Below are 15,987 nucleotides of genomic sequence, written 5' to 3' on the forward strand. Positions count from 1 at the left end.
CCCCAGCCAGCAGGCCTACAACCTGCTCCACACCTGCCTACGCGGCCTCGGTGAACGAGCCATGGCCATGTTGAAGACCCGGTGGCGGGCCCTGCAACGCGTCACCCTCAGCCCCAGCCGCATCGGCGCCATCACCCAAGCGGCCCTGGTCCTGACCCAACAGGAACACCAGGGCCGCTACTGAGAACACCTCACCGAGGGTCCGCGCGCCTCAGGTGATCACGAAACCGACGCGGCCCGCCGCGGCCGGGGCGATCTCCACGTACGCGATCCTCGCCGAGGGGACGATGTAGCGCCGCCCCTTGTCGTCGACGAGGCGCAGCATGCCGGCCCCGTCCTTGAGCGCGTCGTCGACCAGGGCCTGGACCTCGTCCGGCGTCTGGTCGCTGGACACCACGAGCTCGCGCGCGCTCTCCGCGATGCCGATCTTGACCTCCACCGGTGGACCTCCTGGTCACGTCGTCCGAGCTTGAAGTGCGCGGCCAAGGCTAGCCGAGCGCGGGGGCGGGAGCGGGCGGCGGGCGCTCCGCCCTCGGCGAACGCCACGAGCCGGTCCGGGCCGGACTAGTTCAGACCGAGCTTGGCCATCCGCTTCGCGTGGTTGTGCTGCAGGCGCTTGAGCAGCGCGGCGATCCCGTCGCCGGAGCCGGTCACGATGAACTCCGCGAGCTCGTCGCGCTCGGCCACGATGTGCTGGGCCTGGGTGACCGCCTCGCCCAGCAACCTGCGGCCCCACAGCGCGAGCCGGTCGTGCACCTGCCTGCTGGCCTCGCACGCCGCGCGCACCTCCCGCTCGGCGAACGCGCTGTGGCCGGTGTCGGCGAGCACCTGCTGGACGAGCTCCCCGGTGGGGCCGGGCAGCCACCCGGCGATCTCGCGGTAGAAGTCGGCGGCGAGCCCGTCGCCGAGGTAGGCCTTGACCAGCGACTCCAGCCAGCTGCGGGGCGCGGTGGACGCGTGGTAGGCGTCGATCTGCGCCACGAACGGCCGCATGGCGTCCTCCACGCTGACGCCGAGCCCCTTCAGGTGCTCCTCGAGCAGCCGGAAGTGCCCGATCTCGGCGGCGGCCATCGCCGAGAGGGCGGCCCGACCGGCGAGGGTGGGCGCCTGCCGCGCGTCCTCGGCCAGGCGGTCGAACGCCGACAGCTCCCCGTAGGCCAGCACGCCGAGCAGGTCCACGGTGGCCCGATCGGCCACGGCCTCGTCCACCGCCCGCGCAGTCACCATGCTCCGAGCCTAATGCCCCGCGGAACGGCGTGACCGATGTCACGATGATCGGTTCGAGGCGGCCCCGGCCACGGGAACGCCGGGCGCGACACCCGCGCCGGACGGCCCGCGGTGACCCGCGCCAACCCGCGAACCGGTAGCATGGGCTCAGCGCAGCGCCCACACGGGGCGCGCGCCTACGAGCGTCGCCGGTGCGTGTGCGCGCCGGCTCCGCAACGACATGGTGCGTGCAGCGCCTCGTCAGCTCTCCCACCCGAGCGCTCACGCGCCGGTGGTCGAAGAGCCGGCCTCGGGCTCCTGTGCGCGGAGAGAGGCGATCAACCTGTCCGTCGAGAGCGACACCTCCATCGAGAATCCCCAAGCCGCCGACCCGACCGACGAGGTCGTGGAGGCGCACCCGCTTCAGGCCGGCGCTCCGGTCCGGCCCGACTCACCCACGTTCGCCGAGCTCGGCGTCCGGCGCGAGATCGTCGACGCGCTCGCCGACGCCGGCATCGTGCGCACGTTCGCGATCCAGGAACTCACGCTGCCGCTGGCGCTCGCCGGCGAGGACGTCATCGGCCAGGCGCGCACCGGCACCGGCAAGACCCTCGGCTTCGGCGTGCCGCTGCTGCAGCGCATCGTGCCGCCCGCCGAGCGGCCTGCTGCCGGCGTCGACGGCGAGGCCGCCGACCGGTCCAAGGACGTCCCGCAGGCGCTGGTCGTGGTGCCCACGCGCGAGCTGTGCGTGCAGGTGGCCAAGGACATCTCCGACGCGGGCAGGAACCTGGGCGTCCGCGTCACGGCCATCTACGGCGGGCGGGCCTACGAGCCGCAGCTCGCCGCCCTGCGCAAGGGCGTCGACGTGGTGGTCGGCACGCCCGGCCGCCTGCTCGACCTGGCCGAGCAGCGCCACCTGGTGCTCGGCCGCGTCAGCGTGCTGGTGCTGGACGAGGCCGACGAGATGCTCGACCTGGGCTTCCTGCCCGACGTCGAACGCATCCTGCGGATGCTGCCCGACCAGCGCCAGACGATGCTGTTCTCGGCCACCATGCCGGGCCCGATCATCCAGCTGTCGCGCACCTTCCTGAACCGCCCGACGCACATCCGGGCGGAGGAGGCCGACCAGGGCTCGATCCACGAGCGCACCCGCCAGCTGGTCTACCGCGCCCACGCGATGGACAAGGTCGAGCTGCTGTCGCGGGTGCTGCAGGCCGAGGACCGCGGCCTGACCATGATCTTCGCCCGCACCAAGCGCACGGTGCAGCGCATCGCCGACGACCTGAACGAGCGCGGCTTCGCCGTCGCCGCGGTCCACGGCGACCTGGGCCAGGGCGCCCGCGAGCAGGCGCTGCGGGCGTTCCGCTCGGAGAAGGTCGACGTGCTGGTGGCCACCGACGTCGCCGCCCGCGGCATCGACGTCAGCGGCGTCACCCACGTCATCAACTACCAGTGCCCCGAGGACGCCAAGACCTACGTGCACCGGATCGGTCGCACGGGTCGCGCCGGGCGCGAGGGCGTGGCGATCACCCTCGTCGACTGGGACGAGGTGCCGCGCTGGAAGCTGGTGAGCGACGAGCTCGGCCTCGGCATCGACGAGCCGGTCGAGACGTACTCCACGTCCGACCACCTCTACAGCGACCTGGGCATCCCCACCAACGCCACCGGCAGGCTGCCGCGGTCGAAGCGGATCCGGGCCGGGCTGGACGCCGAGTACGTCGACAGCGAGGGCGACCACGGCGGGCGGCGCAAGCGCTCCCGGCCGGGCGGGCGCCGGGCCGACGACGATGTGGTGGTGCCGCGGCGACGCCGCGCGCGGGTGCGCACCCGCATCCGGGCCGGCGTGCCCGTGAGCGGGCCGGGCGTCACCGCCGAGGGGTCCACCGCCGACGGCCAGCCCGACCAGCCCGACCAGCCCGACGTGGCCGCCGCCGCGCCGCAGACCGGGCCGGACGCCGAGCAGAACGGCACCTCCCGCGCCGAGGGCGCGCGCAGGCGGCGCAGGCGCCGCGGCGGCGCGCGCCGCCGGCAGGGCGTCGACGGCGTCGGCGACGAGTCGCAGGCGCCGGACGCGGCCGCCAGCTGAGCACCGCACGTGGGGCGACCGCGATGGCGCCCGGCACCCCCGAACGGCCGCCGCGCCCACCGCGGCTGCGGCCGGAACGACGCCGCCGCAGCGACGTGGTCGCCGCGGTGGCGCTCACCGTCGCGCTGATCGGCACCGCGGTGGTCCTGTGGGCCACCGGGGACGCCGCGAACACGACGTCGCAACCGGCCGCCGAGCCGATCGCGCCCCCGCCCGCCGCCACCCAGGTCCCCACGGCGCTCACCGAGGCGTGGCGCGCCCCGAGCGGGGCCACGGTCGCGCCGGTGGTGGCCGGGCCCGCGGTCGTCACGGCCGACGGCGGGCTCGTCGTGGGCCGCGACGCGGTCACCGGCGAGGAGCGCTGGCGCTACGAGCGCAACCGGCCGCTGTGCGCGGTCGCCGCCGGGTTCCCCCGCGCCGACGACGGCCGCGGCCGCGTGCTCGCGCTCTACGCCGAGGACTCGGAGTGGTGCAGCGAGCTCACCGCGCTGCGGCCGGGCACCGGCGAGCGGGCCGGCGCCAGCAACCCCGACGTGCACCCGGGCACGCGGCTGCTCGCCTCCGGCTCGTCGGTCGTCGCGACCGGCACCGACTACCTCGAGGTCATGCGCAGCGACCTGGTCAAGACGCTCGAGTACGGCGCCGTGCCGGTGCCCGTGCAGGTCGACGAGCAGCCGCGGCCGGGATGCGCGCACGCGTCCACCGCGCTCGGCAGCGACCGGCTCGGCATCGTCGAGCGCTGCCCCGACGAGGCGAGCGACCGGCTCACCCTCGTCGCCACCGACGGCGAGGACGGCTTCGAGAAGCCCGCCGTCGACTTCTCGGTGCCCCTGCCGGGGCGTGGGGCGGTCGTGGTGGCGGTGGCCGCCGACCGGGTGGCCGTCGCCGTGCCCGGCCCGCCGCGGCTGCTGGTCTACGACCACGCTGGGCAGCTGACCGGCGAGCACCCGCTCGACGCGCCGGAGTCCGACCTGACCGACCCGCCCGGCGGGGCGGCCCCGACGACGACCTCCGACGGCCGCGTCACCTGGTGGACCGGCTCCCGCACGATCGCCCTCGACGAGCGCGACCTCGTCCCGCTGTGGACCGTGCCGGACGCGCTCGGCCCCGCCGCCCCCTACGCCGACGCGCTGGTCGTGCCGGTACCGGAGGGGCTGCGGGTGCTCGAACCGGTCAGCGGCACCGTGCTGTTCACGATCCCGGTCGCCCGCCCGCCCGGCCCCGTGGTGCCCGCGACGATCGGTGACGTGCTGCTGGAGCAGCGCGGCGGCGATGTCGTCGCCCTGCGCCCGTTCTGATCACGCGGAGCACTGGGAAAACCCGCTCCCCGGGGTGATCCTGGTCGGGTGAGCACCGCACCGCCCTCCCCCGTCGCCCGCGAGTGGCTCTTCCCGCCCGGCAGCGCCACCCGGCGCGTCATCGGCGACCCGGCGGCCCTCATCGGCGGCATCAGCGCGCTGTTCCTGCAGGCCCTGCACCCGCGGGCGATGGCGGGGGTCGACCAGCACTCCTCGTTCCCCGCGGAGTTCTGGCCGCGGTTGCAGCGCACCGCGGGCTACGTCACGACGCTCGCGTTCGGCGACCTCGCCACGGCCGAGAAGGCCGCCGCCCGGGTACGGGGGATCCACCGGCGGGTGCGGGGCGTCGACCCGGTCACCGGCAGGCCCTACTCCGCCGACGACCCCGACCTGCTGCGCTGGGTGCACGTCACCGAGGTCAGCTCGTTCGCCTCCGCGGTGCGGCGGCTGGGCCTGATCGACGCGGCCGAGGAGGACCGCTTCCTGGCCGAGCAGGTGCGCGCGGGCGAGCTCCTGGGCGCCACCGACCTGCCGGGCGACCGGGCGGGCGTCGAGGAGTACTTCGCGGCGGTTCGGCCGGAGCTGGTGGCGAGCCCCGTCGCCGTGCGGGCGTTCTCCCGGCTGCTGCTCGCCCCGCTGCCGTGGCGGGTCGCGCTGCTGACGCCCGCGCGACCCGCGTGGACGTTCGTGGCCGCGGTCGCGATCGGGCTTCTCCCCGACTGGGCCAAGCGGCTCTACGGGATCCCGCACCTGCCCGGCGCCGACGCGGCCACCACCGCGGGCCTCGCGACCATCCGGGCCGGACTGCTGGCCTTCAGACGAGCCACCGGACGAGAAGCACCACCGCGGTGAGCGCCACCACCCCGACCGACGCCGCGGCCGCGGCCGCACCGGTCGACCGGTCGGCCCACCACTGGACCAGCACCGCGACGACCGCAGCGAACGCGTGCCCGGCGATCGTCGCCGCGTCCGGCCCCGGCACGCCGCGCTGAGACGCGACGACCGCGGCCACGACCAGCCCGGCGGCGAGCACGACGAGCCCGCCCGCCAGCACCCCGGACAACCCGCGCAGCAGCCGGGTCGCCCGGCCCTCCCGCCCGCGGCTCAGGGCGCCAGGCCGGCCCACGGCACCTCCTCCGGCGCGGCGGCCCGTCCCTCGGGGCAGTGCCTGCGCACGTCGCAGCTGCCGCACCGCGGGGCGGGGCGGGGCGGGAACAGGGCGTCCGGGTCCCCGCCCGCGACGAGCTCCTCGGCGGCGGCGTCGAGCGCCGTCGCACCCGCCTCCGCGCGCGCGACGTGCTCCCGCAGGGAGGCCGCGTCGTGGCGCCACGCGGCGACGGTGCCGCTGGGCAGGTGGTGCAGCTCCACCTGCACACAGGTGCGGCGGAGCGTGCGCTCCACCGCCACCGCGTACAGCGCGAGCGCCTGCGACGCGGCGGCGTCGGCGGGGGTGGGCGTGCGCTTGCCGGTCTTGTAGTCCACGACCACCAGCTCGGCGCCCCGCCGGTCGATCCGGTCCACCCGGCCCTCGGCGACGATCCGGTCGGTGGCCACGGACACCCACCGCTCCAGGGCGACCGGTTCGGCGTCCGGCTCCAACTCGGCGGCGTACTCGGCGAGCCAGCCGCGGGCGCGCTCGCGGTACTCGGCGGCCTGGTCGGCGTCGCGGAACCCCTCGCTGCTCCAGTACCGGTCCACGAGCCGCGCCGCCGCCTGCGGCGTGCGCTCGGCGGGCGGGAGGTCGAACAGGGCGCGCAGGGCGAGGTGCACCACGGCGCCGAGCGTGTTGCCCGCGCGGGCGCCACCCCGCGCCGGGGCGGGCCGGTCCAGGTACGTCAGCCGGTAGCGGCGGGGGCAGTCCTCCCACGTGCCGAGCTTGGACGGGGTGACCCGCACCAGCCGGGTGGTGGTGAAGTCGAAACCCAGCTGCGCACCGTCCACACCCGCACGTTAACCCTCAGCCGGTGAGCACCTCGACACCGGTGGTCACCTCCAGCAGCCGCTCGAGCGCCTCGGGAGCGGTGGTCTCGGCCGCGATGGGGGTGGTCTTGTTGGTGCCGTGGTAGTCGCTCGACCCGGTCACGACCAGCCCGGTCTCGGCCGCGACCCGCCGCAGGAGTGCGCGGTCCTCCGCCGCGTGGTCGGGGTGGTCGACCTCCACGCCCGCGAGGCCGGCCTCCGCCAGCTCGGCGATGACCGACGGCTCGACCACGCGCCCGCGCTTGCGGGCCAGCGGGTGGGCGAACACCGCGAACCCGCCCGCGGCGCGCACCATCTCGATGGCCTTGCGCACCGGCGTGTCGGTCTTCGGCACGAAGTACGGGCTGCCGTTGTAGAGCAGGGTCTCGAAGGCCTCGCCGACCGAGCCGACCACGCCCGCGGCGACCAGCGCCCGCGCGAGGTGCGGCCGCCCGGCGCTCGCCCCCTCGGGCAGCAGCGCGAGCACCGCGTCCGGGTCGACCGGGTAGCCGTCGGCCGCCATCTTCTCGGTCATGCGGCGCAGCCGGTGCTCGCGCTCGGCCCGCAGCCGCGTCTGCTCGGCCACGATCGCCGGGTGCTCGGGGTCGAACTGGTAGCCGAGCAGGTGCACCGCGACCGGCCGGTCACCGCGGCCGGTGGGGCTCACGCACGAGAACTCCGCGCCGCGCAGCAGCCGCATGCCCGGCGGCAGCGCCTCCGCCGCCTCCGCCCAGCCCGCCGTCGTGTCGTGGTCGGTGATCGCCAGGACGTCGACGTCCGCGGCCGCCGCCACGGCGACGAGTTCGGCCGGGCGGTCGGTTCCGTCAGAGGCGGTGGAGTGGGTGTGGAGGTCGATCCGGGGACGGCGGGGCACGCCTGAGGTTAACCGGACCGGTCAGCGGCGCCAGCGCGGCCGGGCCAGCATGCCGCTCGCGCGGGTGCGGCCCTTCTCGCCGAAGACCAGCTCGGAGAGCGCCTCGTAGATCTCCTCGGGCCGGGGCAGGTAGTCGATCCGGTTGAGCGCCTGGATCTGACCCGCCGACTCGACGACGATCGTGCCGTAGCCGAACATGCGCCCGCCCAGGGTGCGCTGGAACGTCAGGTCGGTGACCTTGCTCAGCGGCATCATGCCCACGTTGTGGGTGATGATCCCCTGCGCCAGCATCACGCGCTTGTCGGTGATGACGATGCGCTCGATCCACCACAGGATCGTCAACACCGTGAAGCGCAGCACCGCCACCAGCGCCAGGTACCAGGCGATGTTGTCGATGAGCACGCTGTCGGGCAGCATCCGCTCGCCGATGACCAGCGCCAGCAGGAACAACGACGTCGAGCTGACGTGATTCATCATGACGGCCCAGTGCTGCCGCACGCGGATCACCCGGCGCTCCGTGGGGAGCAGGTACTCGTCGATCTCGCGAGGCGCGAGCATCGTGCTAGACGAGCTGGGTGACGAAGCGGATGACGGACTCCGCGCCGTCCCTGAGCGTGGCGCCGATGCTCGTGACGGATCCGGCTGCGTTGTCCGGCTGCGTGAAGACGAAGAAGAGGAGCAGCGCGATCGCGAGCAACCCGACGATCTTCTTGACGTTCACCACAACCACCGTTCTGGACGGGACGGAGACCTGCACCTGATTTGTACCGCACCGATCGTGTCCAGGGTATCCGGCGCGCGGGGACGTATGGTGAGCGTTGATGACATTGGGTGAGCGATTCGTCCCCTGTGTGGGGGGACTCGCCTACGACGACTCGGGCAGGCTCCTGCTCGTCAAACGGGCCAACGAGCCTGGTCGGGGGCTGTGGTCGCTCCCCGGGGGCCGGGTCGAGCCGGGCGAGGACGACGCGTCAGCGCTCATCCGCGAGATGGCCGAGGAGACCGGCCTCGTCGTCCAACCGGGTGATCTTGTCGGGCGGGTCCGCCGCGGGGTGTACGAGATCGCCGACTACCGCTGCCGCGTCGTGGGCGGCGCGCTCGCCCCGGGCGACGACGCGCTCGACGTCCGGTGGGTCGACGCGGCCACGCTCCTCGAGCTCCCGCTCGTGCCGCAGCTGCTGGAGACGCTGCGGGAGTGGGACGCGCTACCCCGCTGAGCGCGATCGCGGCGCACGAGGTGGAGCGCGAGCACCAGGCCCGCCGCCGTCAGCAGCGCGCCGGCCAGCGGGATCGCCGCCGTCCCCGGCCCGGCGACGACCCGCCCGCCCAGCCAGCCCGCGAACGCCGCGGCGATCTGGTAGCCGGAGGCGTTGACCGCCACCGCGAACGTCGGGGCGGCGCCCGCCGTGGCGACGACCCGCGTCTGCATGCCGGGGATCACCGCGAACGCGAGCGCGCCGACCACGAACGTCAGCGCGGCCGCCGCCGCGGGCACGCCGCTCAGCAGCCAGAACAGCGCCAGAACGGCGGCCAGCGCCCCGAGCAGCCCGGTGACCGACGGCATGAGGGCGCGATCGGCGAGCCGGCCGCCGACCACGTTCCCGGCCACCGCGCCCACGCCGTAGGTGAGCAGCAGGAACGGCACGGCCCCGGCCGGGAACCCGCTGACCCCGGTCAGCAGCGGCGCGATGTAGGTGAAGACCGTGACCGCCCCGACGTTGCCCACCGCCGACAGCGCGATCGCGAGCTGGAGGTCGCGGTCGGCGAGGACGCGCAGCTCGGCGAGGACGGGCCCGGCGCTCCCCCGCGCCGCCGGGACGTGCCGCAGCACGAGGGGCACCGCGGCCAGGGTGACCGCGGCGACCGCCACGAACGTCGCCCGCCACCCGGCCTGCTGGCCGACGAGCGTGCCGAGCGGCGTGCCGAGGACCAGCCCGAGGTTCATCCCCAGCGTCACCCGCGCCACGGCGGACGCCTGCCGGCCCGCCGGGGCGACCGCGGCGGCGGTCGCGACCGCGACGGCGAAGAACGTGGCCACCACCAGGCCGGACGCGAACCGCGCCACCAGCAGCACGCCGAGGTTCGGCGCCACCGCTGAGCAGGCGTTGCCCAGCACCGACACCGCGACCAGCCCCACCACGAGCGGGCGGCGGGGTGCGCGCGCCGTCAGCGCCGTGACCACCGGCCCGCCGACGATCATCCCGACCGCGTACGCGGTGGTGAGCAGGCCGGCCGCGGGGACCGACACCCCGAGCCCTGCGGCGACGTCCGGCAGGATTCCGGCCACGACGAACTCCCCCGTGGTGAATCCGAACACCACGAGGAAGAGGGCGAAGATGGCGCGCGACACGACGATCCCCCACTCGGAAGAAATGCAACCGTCCCGGCTTCTCCCACGTCAGCGCACTGCGGGCGGCCGTGGAATATGACGGGTGAGATCGTCGTTCGACATTCTGAATGAGACAAGTACCCACATTTGGGTAACCACTTACCGGAAGGTGCGCACATGCCGGAGAGGTGCGAGGTGTTCGTGTCCGGCCTCGACGCGAGCATCGACGTGGTCGGCGGCAAGTGGAAGGTGCTCATCCTCTGGGCGCTCGGGGGCGGCCCGAAGCGGTTCGGCGAGCTGCGCCGCGCCGTCGCGGGCGTCAGCGAGAAGGTGCTTGCCCAGCACCTGCGCGAGCTCGAGCGCGACGAGGTGGTGCACCGGGAGGTGCACGACGTCGTGCCGCCCAAGGTCGAGTACTCGCTCACGCCCTCCGGCGAGGACCTCATCGAGGCGCTGCGGCCCCTCGGCGCGTGGGGGTGCGCGCACAAGACGCGGCTGGAGGAGATCCGCGGCGCAGCGGTGTGCGAGGGGGTCGCGAGCTAGGGCCGTCCGGGGCCTGCCGGCGGCGCCGCGCATCGTGCGGGGCCGCGCCGCGCGACTTTCACAGACCGCGGGCGTGCTCCACGCACCGCCACCTCGTGTGACGTTCGCCTCAAGTGGGTGGAGTCGGCCGCGAGGCGGCTCCGGGACGGCTTAGAGCTTCGGTTCGGGCCGCGCGGGCTGCTCCCCGCCCCTGGCCTCGCCGTAGGAGCGCTTGGGCACCATCACCTTGCGCCGGAACGTGCACACGACCGTGCCGTCCTGCTTGTAGCCGCGGGTCTCGACGTAGACGACGCCGCGGTCGTCCTTCGACCTGGACTCGGTCTTGTCCAGCACCTCGGTCTCGCCGTAGATCGTGTCGCCGTGGAAGGTCGGCTTGAGGTGCTTGAGCGACTCGACCTCCAGGTTGGCGATGGCCTTGCCGGACACGTCGGGCACCGACATGCCCAGCAGCAGCGAGTAGATGTAGTTGCCGACCACGACGTTGCGGCCGAACTCGGTGGTCTCCCCCGCGTAGTGGGCGTCCATGTGCAGGGGGTGGTGGTTCATCGTGAGGAGGCAGAACAGGTGGTCGTCGTACTCGGTGACCGTTTTGCCCGGCCAGTGCTTGTAGACCGCACCGACCTCGAACTCCTCGAAATACCGGCCGAACTGCAACGCTGCCGCCTCCATCGACGATGACCAGGACAGTGGGGGTAATCTAGCCCGCGGACCAGCCGTGTCGGCCCTGCGCGGACATGGCCCTGCACACACCGACGAGGAGGTGAGCGCGGTGCCGACGGCACCCGGATGCAGTAGTCGCCGCGTTCCCGACTCGGTGGCTGGCTGACGGTCTCCCGGTCGGGAACGCGATCTCCCACGCGTGCGGCCGAGCCCTGCTCGGCGAATCCCGATCGATCACGGAGGTATGCCGTGCCGCCCCTGTCCGCCCTCCGCCCTGCGATCCGCGCAAGCCGCCACGAGCGCCGTGACACGGTGCTGTCCAACAAGCTGCGCGTCCCGATCTCCGCCTACGTCGTCGACTGCGCCGTGTACGCCGGCGGCAAGCGCCTGCCGGGGCACTGGACGCACGAGCGCGCCCTCGCCGAGGTGCGCCGGCGCGACGACGCCTTCGTCTGGATCGGTCTGCACGAGCCCTCCGAGGAGCAGATCACCGGGATCGCCGAGGTCTTCGACCTGCACGAGCTGGCCGTCGAGGACGCCGTGCACGCCCACCAGCGCCCCAAGCTGGAGCGCTACGACGACATGCTGTTCATGGTGCTCAAGACCGTCTGCTACCGCGGGCGGCCGGATGAGCGCGCCGAACACGAGATCGTCGAGACGGGTGAGGTCATGGTGTTCCTCGGCCCCGACTTCGTCATCACGGTCCGGCACGGCGACCACTCCTCGCTGCGGCAGGTCCGCCGCAAGCTCGAGGACGACCCCGAGCAGCTCGCGCTCGGCCCGGCCGCGGTGCTGCACGCCATCGCCGACCACGTCGTCGACAGCTACCTCGAGGTCACCTCGGCCATCGAGGACGACATCGAGGAGATGGAGACCCAGGTCTTCGCCCCGCGCTCGAGCCCGAACTCCGAGCAGATCTACGTCATGAAGCGCGAGGTGCTCGAGCTGAAGCGGGCCGTGGTCCCGCTGGTGGCGCCGGTGCGCAAGCTCACCGAGGGCTACAGCTCGCTCGTGCCGCACGAGGTGCGGTCGTACTTCCGGGACGTCGACGACCACCTCGTGACCGTCACCGAGCGGATCGCGGGCTTCAACGAGCTGCTCAGCTCGTTGATCGACGCCGCGCTCGCCAAGATCACACTGCGGCAGAACACCGACATGCGCAAGATCTCGGCCTACGTCGCGCTCATCTCCGTGCCGACCATGATCGCCGGGATTTACGGGATGAACTTCGACTACATGCCCGAGACGCACTGGAAGTTCGGCTACCCGATGGTCTGGCTGGTCATCATCGTCAGCTGCCTCTCGCTGATGCGGGTGTTCCGCCGCAACCAGTGGCTGTAGAGCCCTTAATGTTGCTCGTGTGAAAGCGGGGCCGCTGCGCAGACTCCGGCGACCGGCATGGGCCGACCAGGAACCGTCCTGGACCGACGCCAAGCCGGGGCTCATCACAGCCGCCCTCCGGCGCGCGCTCGAGCGCCCGACCGGCGGCTGGTTCGTGATCGCAGGCAGCCGGGAGGTGCGCCCGGGGCGGGCGTTCGGCCGCGTCGTCGCCGGTCGCGAGCTCGTGGCGTGGCGGGACGAAGCGGGCGAGCTGCACGTCGGCCCGGGGGCCTGCCCGCACCTCGGTGCCCCGCTCTGCGACGCCCCGGTGGACCGGGGCCGGCTCGTGTGCCGGTGGCACGGGCTCGCCCTCGGCCCCGACGGCAGGCCCGGCTGGCGACCCCTGCCCGCCTACGACGACGGGGTGCTGGCCTGGGTGCGGCTCGACGACGAGGACCCGACCGACGCGCCGGTGCTCGGCCCACGCCCGCCCGCCGAGCGCAGCATCCCCGCGGTCGCCACCACGATCGGGCGCTGCGAGCCGGAGGACGTCATCGCCAACCGGCTCGACCCGTGGCACGGCGCCTGGTTCCACCCCTACTCGTTCACCGCACTGCGGGTGCTCTCCGCCCCGCCGGTGGACTGCCCACCAGCGGAGGACCGTTTTCTCGTCGAGGTGACATTCACGGTCGGGCGGAACCTGGGTGTGCCGGTGCACGCGGAGTTCACCTGCCCCGACGCCCGCACCATCACGATGGAGATCGTCGACGGCGAGGGCGCCGGGTCGGTCGTCGAGACCCACGCGACGCCGCTGCGCCCCGGCCCGGACGGCCTGCCGCGCACGGCGGTCATCGAGGCGGTCGTGGCGCATTCCGACCGCCCGGGCTTCGTGCACGCGCGCCGCGTCGCCGCCGCACTGCGCCCGCTGATGCGCAGGGCCGCACGGAGGCTGTGGCGCGACGACATCGCCTACGCCGAACGCCGCTACGAGCTGCGCTCCCGGTCCTGACCGCGGGCGGTCAGGACGAGGGCGACGCACAGCAGCAGCCCGCCGGTGATCCCGGCCGCGCCCAGCCGCTCGCCGAGCAGCACCGCCGACAGCACCGCCGACGTCACGGGCTCCAGCAGCGCCATCACCACGCCGACCCCCGCCGTGGCGCCGTGCAGCCCGCGGAAGTAGCACGTGTAGGCGAGCGCGGTCGGCACGAGGCCGAACGCGACGAGCAGCCCGACCGACTCCGCGGTCGGCGCGAAGCCCAGGCCGGACGTGGTGAAGGCCAGCGGGGCGAGCATCGCGCCGCCGAACGTGAACCCGGCGCCGGTGGTGGTCATGGCGTCCAGACCGGGGACGGGTCGCGCCCCGAGCAGCGACATCGCCGTGAATCCGCCCGCGGCGGCGAGCGCGCACGCGGTGCCGGCGAGGACGGCGGCGGTCGACGGGCCGCCGTCGGCCGGGACGCCGACGAGCAGCACGAGCCCGGTGAGCGCCAACCCGACGGCGACGAGCCGGCGCCGGTCGGCGCTGCGCGGGCGCACGAGCAGCACCAGCAGCGGTGACGAACCGATCGTCACGAGCGTCGCGACGCTGACCGAGGTGAACCAGACGGCCGTGAAGTACGCGACCTGGAACAGCGCGGCCAGCGACCCGACGGCGGTGATGCGGGCCCACGCAGCCCGGGACCGCGGCAGCCCCGCGCCTCGGATCAGGAGGTACCCGACGAGGAGCAGGCCGCCGACGGCGAGCCGGTAGGTCGCCACGGCGAGGGAGGACAGGCCGGTGGCGTCACCGAGCATGCGGCCGATGAGGCCGCCGGTCCCCCAGAGGACGCCTGCGCAGACGAGGAAGGACACCCCGGACGACGGGGTGGTGCGGACTGTGGACACGGGTGTACGCGCTCCTGCGACGAAGGGAAAGGGTCGCCGAAGCGGGGCCGATCAGGCCCGAGGAGATCCGCCCGGAAGCAGGGCGGTGCGGTGAACGGCCCCGCTAGGAGCGGGGCGGCGGGGTGATCGGGTACAGCCGGTGCACGGGCCCAGCCTACCGGTCCGGCGGGCCCGGACGCCCACGCCCGGAGCGCGGCTCACGCGCCCCCAGCGCGCGACTCGCCGAGGACCAGAGCGCAACTCGCCCGCACCCACGCCGCGACTCGCCGACACGCAGACCGCGACTCGCGCGCACCCAGGGCGCGACTCGCGGGTCAGGGGGAAGGCTTCGGCAGGTCGAGGCCCTCGGCGGGGGTGGCGGCCTCCGGGTCGACCTCGGCCTCCTCCACCGGCGTCGGGTCGGCCGGGCGCCTGCCGAGGAACGTGTGCACGATGTGCTGCTGCCAGCCCGGGACGGTTTGCACCCGGATGTCCTCGAACCCCGCCGCGGCGAGGCGGTTGCTCAGCTGCTGGACGCCGTCGAACTGCATCGCGCTGCGCCACAGGTAGCGGTAGAGGTCGGTGGAGCCGGCCCGGATGCGGGCCATCGGGATGATCACGCCCCAGCAGACCGCGGTCCACACGATGCGGCCGCGCAGCGAGTCGCGCACCGAGTACTCGTGGAGCGCGAGCGGCGCGCCGGGGCGCAGCAGCCGGTGGAACTGGCGCAGCGCCGCGTCCTGGTGCACGAGGTTGCGCAGCAGGTACGCGGCGAGGATCCCGTCGAACGGGCCGGTGATGCCGCTCATCGCCAGGTTCTCCGCATTGCCGTGGACGAACCGCACCGTGCGCGGCCAGCTCTTGCGCTGGGCCTGGTGGAGCATCTCCTGGGACGCGTCGACGGCGACGATCTCCGCCTCGGGGGCGGCGTCCAACAGCGCGGCGGTGGAGGCGCCGGTACCGCAGCCGACGTCGAGCAGCCGCAGGCCCCTGCCCTGGTCGGGCAGGCCCATCCGCTTCGTCGTCAGCCGCAGGTGCTCGTGGTAGCCGGGGTTGGCGCCGACCAGCTTGTCGTAGGTTCGCGCGTGGGCGTCGAACGAGCGCGCCACCCCGCTCCGCTCGATCGGTCCTGGCCTCGGAGTCACACCCCGCATCCTGGCAAATTCGCGGCGTCACGTCGCGCAACCCGTAGGCTGACCTCGTGGTCCGCGCGCTTGCCGTGAGCGACGAGGTCGACGCCGCGCTCTGCGCGGGCGGCGCCGAACGGCTGGCCGTCGACCTCGTCATCTCCGCCGGTGACCTGCCCTTCGACTACCTCGAGCAGCTGTCCGACCAGATCGACCGCCCCGGCGTGCTCGTGCCCGGCAACCACGACCCCGATCTCTCGGGCTACTCGCAGCGGGCGGGGATGTGGCTGCGCGCTGGGCTGCCCGCGCGCTGGCCGGGCCCCGCCGGGTACGTCGACGCCGACGGCAAGGTGGTCGACGTCGCGGGGGTGCGCGTGGCCGGGCTGGGTGGGTGCGTGCGTTACCGGCCCGGTCCGAACCAGTGGACGCAGGCGCAGCAGGCCCGCAGGGGGCGCAAGCTCGTGCGGGCCGCGCGGCGGCGGGTCCGGGCCGACGGCAAGGCCGTCGACGTCCTGCTCACCCACGCCCCGCCGCGCCACTGCGGCGACCGCTCCGACCCGCCGCACCACGGCTTCGAGTGCCTGCACGACGTGGTCACGGCGTTGCGCCCGCGCCTGCTCGTGCACGGCCACATCCACCCCTACGGCGAGCCCGTGCCGGACCGCAGGATCGGCGACACCCGCGTCGTCAACGTCGTGGGCCACAAGGTCCTGGAGATCTGA

Annotated in this window: 19 protein-coding genes and 1 pseudogene; 9 read left to right on the forward strand and 11 right to left on the reverse strand. The window is 74.1% G+C overall.

Annotated elements, in window-relative coordinates:
• Positions 1–184: transposase family protein (locus tag VKZ81_RS06090; protein ID WP_324240431.1), on the forward strand; the 184-nt coding region annotated here is incomplete at its 5' end.
• 27 nt (positions 185–211) lie between these two features.
• On the opposite strand, the gene VKZ81_RS06095 is transcribed toward VKZ81_RS06090, so the two are convergent.
• Together VKZ81_RS06095 and VKZ81_RS06100 are read right to left on the reverse strand one after the other, a co-directional pair.
• Positions 212–439: a DUF3107 domain-containing protein gene (locus tag VKZ81_RS06095; protein ID WP_324240432.1), complete on the reverse strand. Its 228-nt coding sequence runs from the start codon at positions 437–439 to the stop codon at positions 212–214.
• Between the two features lie 125 nt (positions 440–564).
• Entirely contained in the window at positions 565–1,227 is a 663-nt protein-coding gene (locus VKZ81_RS06100) for a ferritin-like fold-containing protein (protein ID WP_324240433.1), read from the reverse strand.
• Between the two features lie 220 nt (positions 1,228–1,447).
• Between VKZ81_RS06100 and VKZ81_RS06105 the strand changes: the two genes are divergently transcribed.
• The 3 genes from VKZ81_RS06105 to VKZ81_RS06115 are packed head-to-tail and all read left to right on the forward strand — an operon-like array spanning position 1,448 to position 5,442.
• The gene (locus VKZ81_RS06105; RefSeq protein ID WP_414709333.1) at positions 1,448–3,292 is read left to right on the forward strand and encodes a DEAD/DEAH box helicase; all 1,845 of its coding nucleotides are present in this window, start codon (positions 1,448–1,450) and stop codon (positions 3,290–3,292) included.
• A gap of 23 nt (positions 3,293–3,315) precedes the next feature.
• Positions 3,316–4,590, forward strand: coding sequence for an Rv3212 family protein (locus VKZ81_RS06110; RefSeq protein WP_324240434.1), 1,275 nt, complete (start codon positions 3,316–3,318; stop codon positions 4,588–4,590).
• Between the two features lie 48 nt (positions 4,591–4,638).
• Complete coding sequence (locus VKZ81_RS06115) at positions 4,639–5,442, forward strand: oxygenase MpaB family protein (RefSeq protein WP_324240435.1); 804 nt, start codon at positions 4,639–4,641, stop codon at positions 5,440–5,442.
• Here VKZ81_RS06115 and VKZ81_RS06120 read toward each other — a convergent pair.
• From VKZ81_RS06120 to VKZ81_RS06140, 5 genes are read right to left on the reverse strand one after another with little or no spacing between them, the layout of a single operon-like run.
• The gene (locus VKZ81_RS06120; protein WP_324240436.1) at positions 5,405–5,716 is read right to left on the reverse strand and encodes a hypothetical protein; all 312 of its coding nucleotides are present in this window, start codon (positions 5,714–5,716) and stop codon (positions 5,405–5,407) included. The two genes, VKZ81_RS06115 and VKZ81_RS06120, sit on opposite strands and share 38 nt — an antisense overlap.
• Complete coding sequence (locus tag VKZ81_RS06125; RefSeq protein WP_324240437.1) at positions 5,695–6,531, reverse strand: RecB family exonuclease; 837 nt, start codon at positions 6,529–6,531, stop codon at positions 5,695–5,697. The genes VKZ81_RS06120 and VKZ81_RS06125 overlap by 22 nt, the downstream gene beginning before the upstream one ends.
• Positions 6,532–6,547: 16 nt before the next feature.
• Positions 6,548–7,423: a PHP domain-containing protein gene (locus VKZ81_RS06130; protein WP_324240438.1), complete on the reverse strand. Its 876-nt coding sequence runs from the start codon at positions 7,421–7,423 to the stop codon at positions 6,548–6,550.
• A 21-nt stretch (positions 7,424–7,444) separates the two neighbouring features.
• A complete protein-coding gene (locus VKZ81_RS06135) occupies positions 7,445–7,981 on the reverse strand; it encodes a PH domain-containing protein (RefSeq protein WP_324240439.1) in 537 nt (178 codons plus the stop codon).
• Positions 7,982–7,985: 4 nt separating this feature from the next.
• Positions 7,986–8,144 (reverse strand): hypothetical protein, encoded by a 159-nt coding sequence (locus VKZ81_RS06140; protein ID WP_324240494.1) that lies wholly within the window; start codon positions 8,142–8,144, stop codon positions 7,986–7,988.
• Positions 8,145–8,244: 100 nt separating this feature from the next.
• Between VKZ81_RS06140 and VKZ81_RS06145 the strand changes: the two genes are divergently transcribed.
• Positions 8,245–8,640: an NUDIX hydrolase gene (locus tag VKZ81_RS06145; protein ID WP_324240440.1), complete on the forward strand. Its 396-nt coding sequence runs from the start codon at positions 8,245–8,247 to the stop codon at positions 8,638–8,640.
• A 197-nt stretch (positions 8,641–8,837) separates the two neighbouring features.
• On the opposite strand, the pseudogene VKZ81_RS06150 reads toward VKZ81_RS06145, so the two are convergent.
• Positions 8,838–9,773: pseudogene (locus VKZ81_RS06150) on the reverse strand (MFS transporter); the annotation flags it as partial.
• Positions 9,774–9,929: 156 nt separating this feature from the next.
• Here VKZ81_RS06150 and VKZ81_RS06155 point away from each other — a divergent pair.
• Complete coding sequence (locus VKZ81_RS06155) at positions 9,930–10,295, forward strand: winged helix-turn-helix transcriptional regulator (protein ID WP_324240441.1); 366 nt, start codon at positions 9,930–9,932, stop codon at positions 10,293–10,295.
• 150 nt (positions 10,296–10,445) lie between these two features.
• Here the strand turns inward: VKZ81_RS06155 and VKZ81_RS06160 are convergent, their stop codons facing one another.
• Positions 10,446–10,949 carry a MaoC family dehydratase gene (locus VKZ81_RS06160; RefSeq protein ID WP_324240490.1) on the reverse strand — a complete coding sequence of 168 codons (504 nt, stop codon included), beginning with the start codon at positions 10,947–10,949 and terminating at the stop codon, positions 10,446–10,448.
• A gap of 255 nt (positions 10,950–11,204) precedes the next feature.
• Between VKZ81_RS06160 and corA the strand changes: the two genes are divergently transcribed.
• Both corA and VKZ81_RS06170 read left to right on the forward strand, forming a co-directional pair.
• The gene (corA, locus tag VKZ81_RS06165) at positions 11,205–12,296 is read left to right on the forward strand and encodes a magnesium/cobalt transporter CorA (RefSeq protein ID WP_414709334.1); all 1,092 of its coding nucleotides are present in this window, start codon (positions 11,205–11,207) and stop codon (positions 12,294–12,296) included.
• A gap of 19 nt (positions 12,297–12,315) precedes the next feature.
• The gene (locus VKZ81_RS06170) at positions 12,316–13,284 is read left to right on the forward strand and encodes a DUF5914 domain-containing protein (RefSeq protein WP_324240442.1); all 969 of its coding nucleotides are present in this window, start codon (positions 12,316–12,318) and stop codon (positions 13,282–13,284) included.
• On the opposite strand, the gene VKZ81_RS06175 is transcribed toward VKZ81_RS06170, so the two are convergent.
• Positions 13,260–14,159, reverse strand: a complete 900-nt coding sequence (locus tag VKZ81_RS06175; RefSeq protein ID WP_324240443.1) for a DMT family transporter — start codon at positions 14,157–14,159, stop codon at positions 13,260–13,262. The genes VKZ81_RS06170 and VKZ81_RS06175 overlap by 25 nt on opposite strands.
• A 314-nt stretch (positions 14,160–14,473) precedes the next feature.
• Entirely contained in the window at positions 14,474–15,292 is an 819-nt protein-coding gene (locus VKZ81_RS06180; RefSeq protein WP_324240444.1) for a class I SAM-dependent methyltransferase, read from the reverse strand.
• 47 nt (positions 15,293–15,339) lie between these two features.
• Between VKZ81_RS06180 and VKZ81_RS06185 the strand changes: the two genes are divergently transcribed.
• Positions 15,340–15,987 carry a metallophosphoesterase family protein gene (locus tag VKZ81_RS06185; protein WP_324240445.1) on the forward strand — a complete coding sequence of 216 codons (648 nt, stop codon included), beginning with the start codon at positions 15,340–15,342 and terminating at the stop codon, positions 15,985–15,987.

The sequence above is a fragment of the Pseudonocardia sp. genome, from assembly GCF_035305885.1.
In the GTDB taxonomy this organism is placed as follows: domain Bacteria; phylum Actinomycetota; class Actinomycetes; order Mycobacteriales; family Pseudonocardiaceae; genus Pseudonocardia.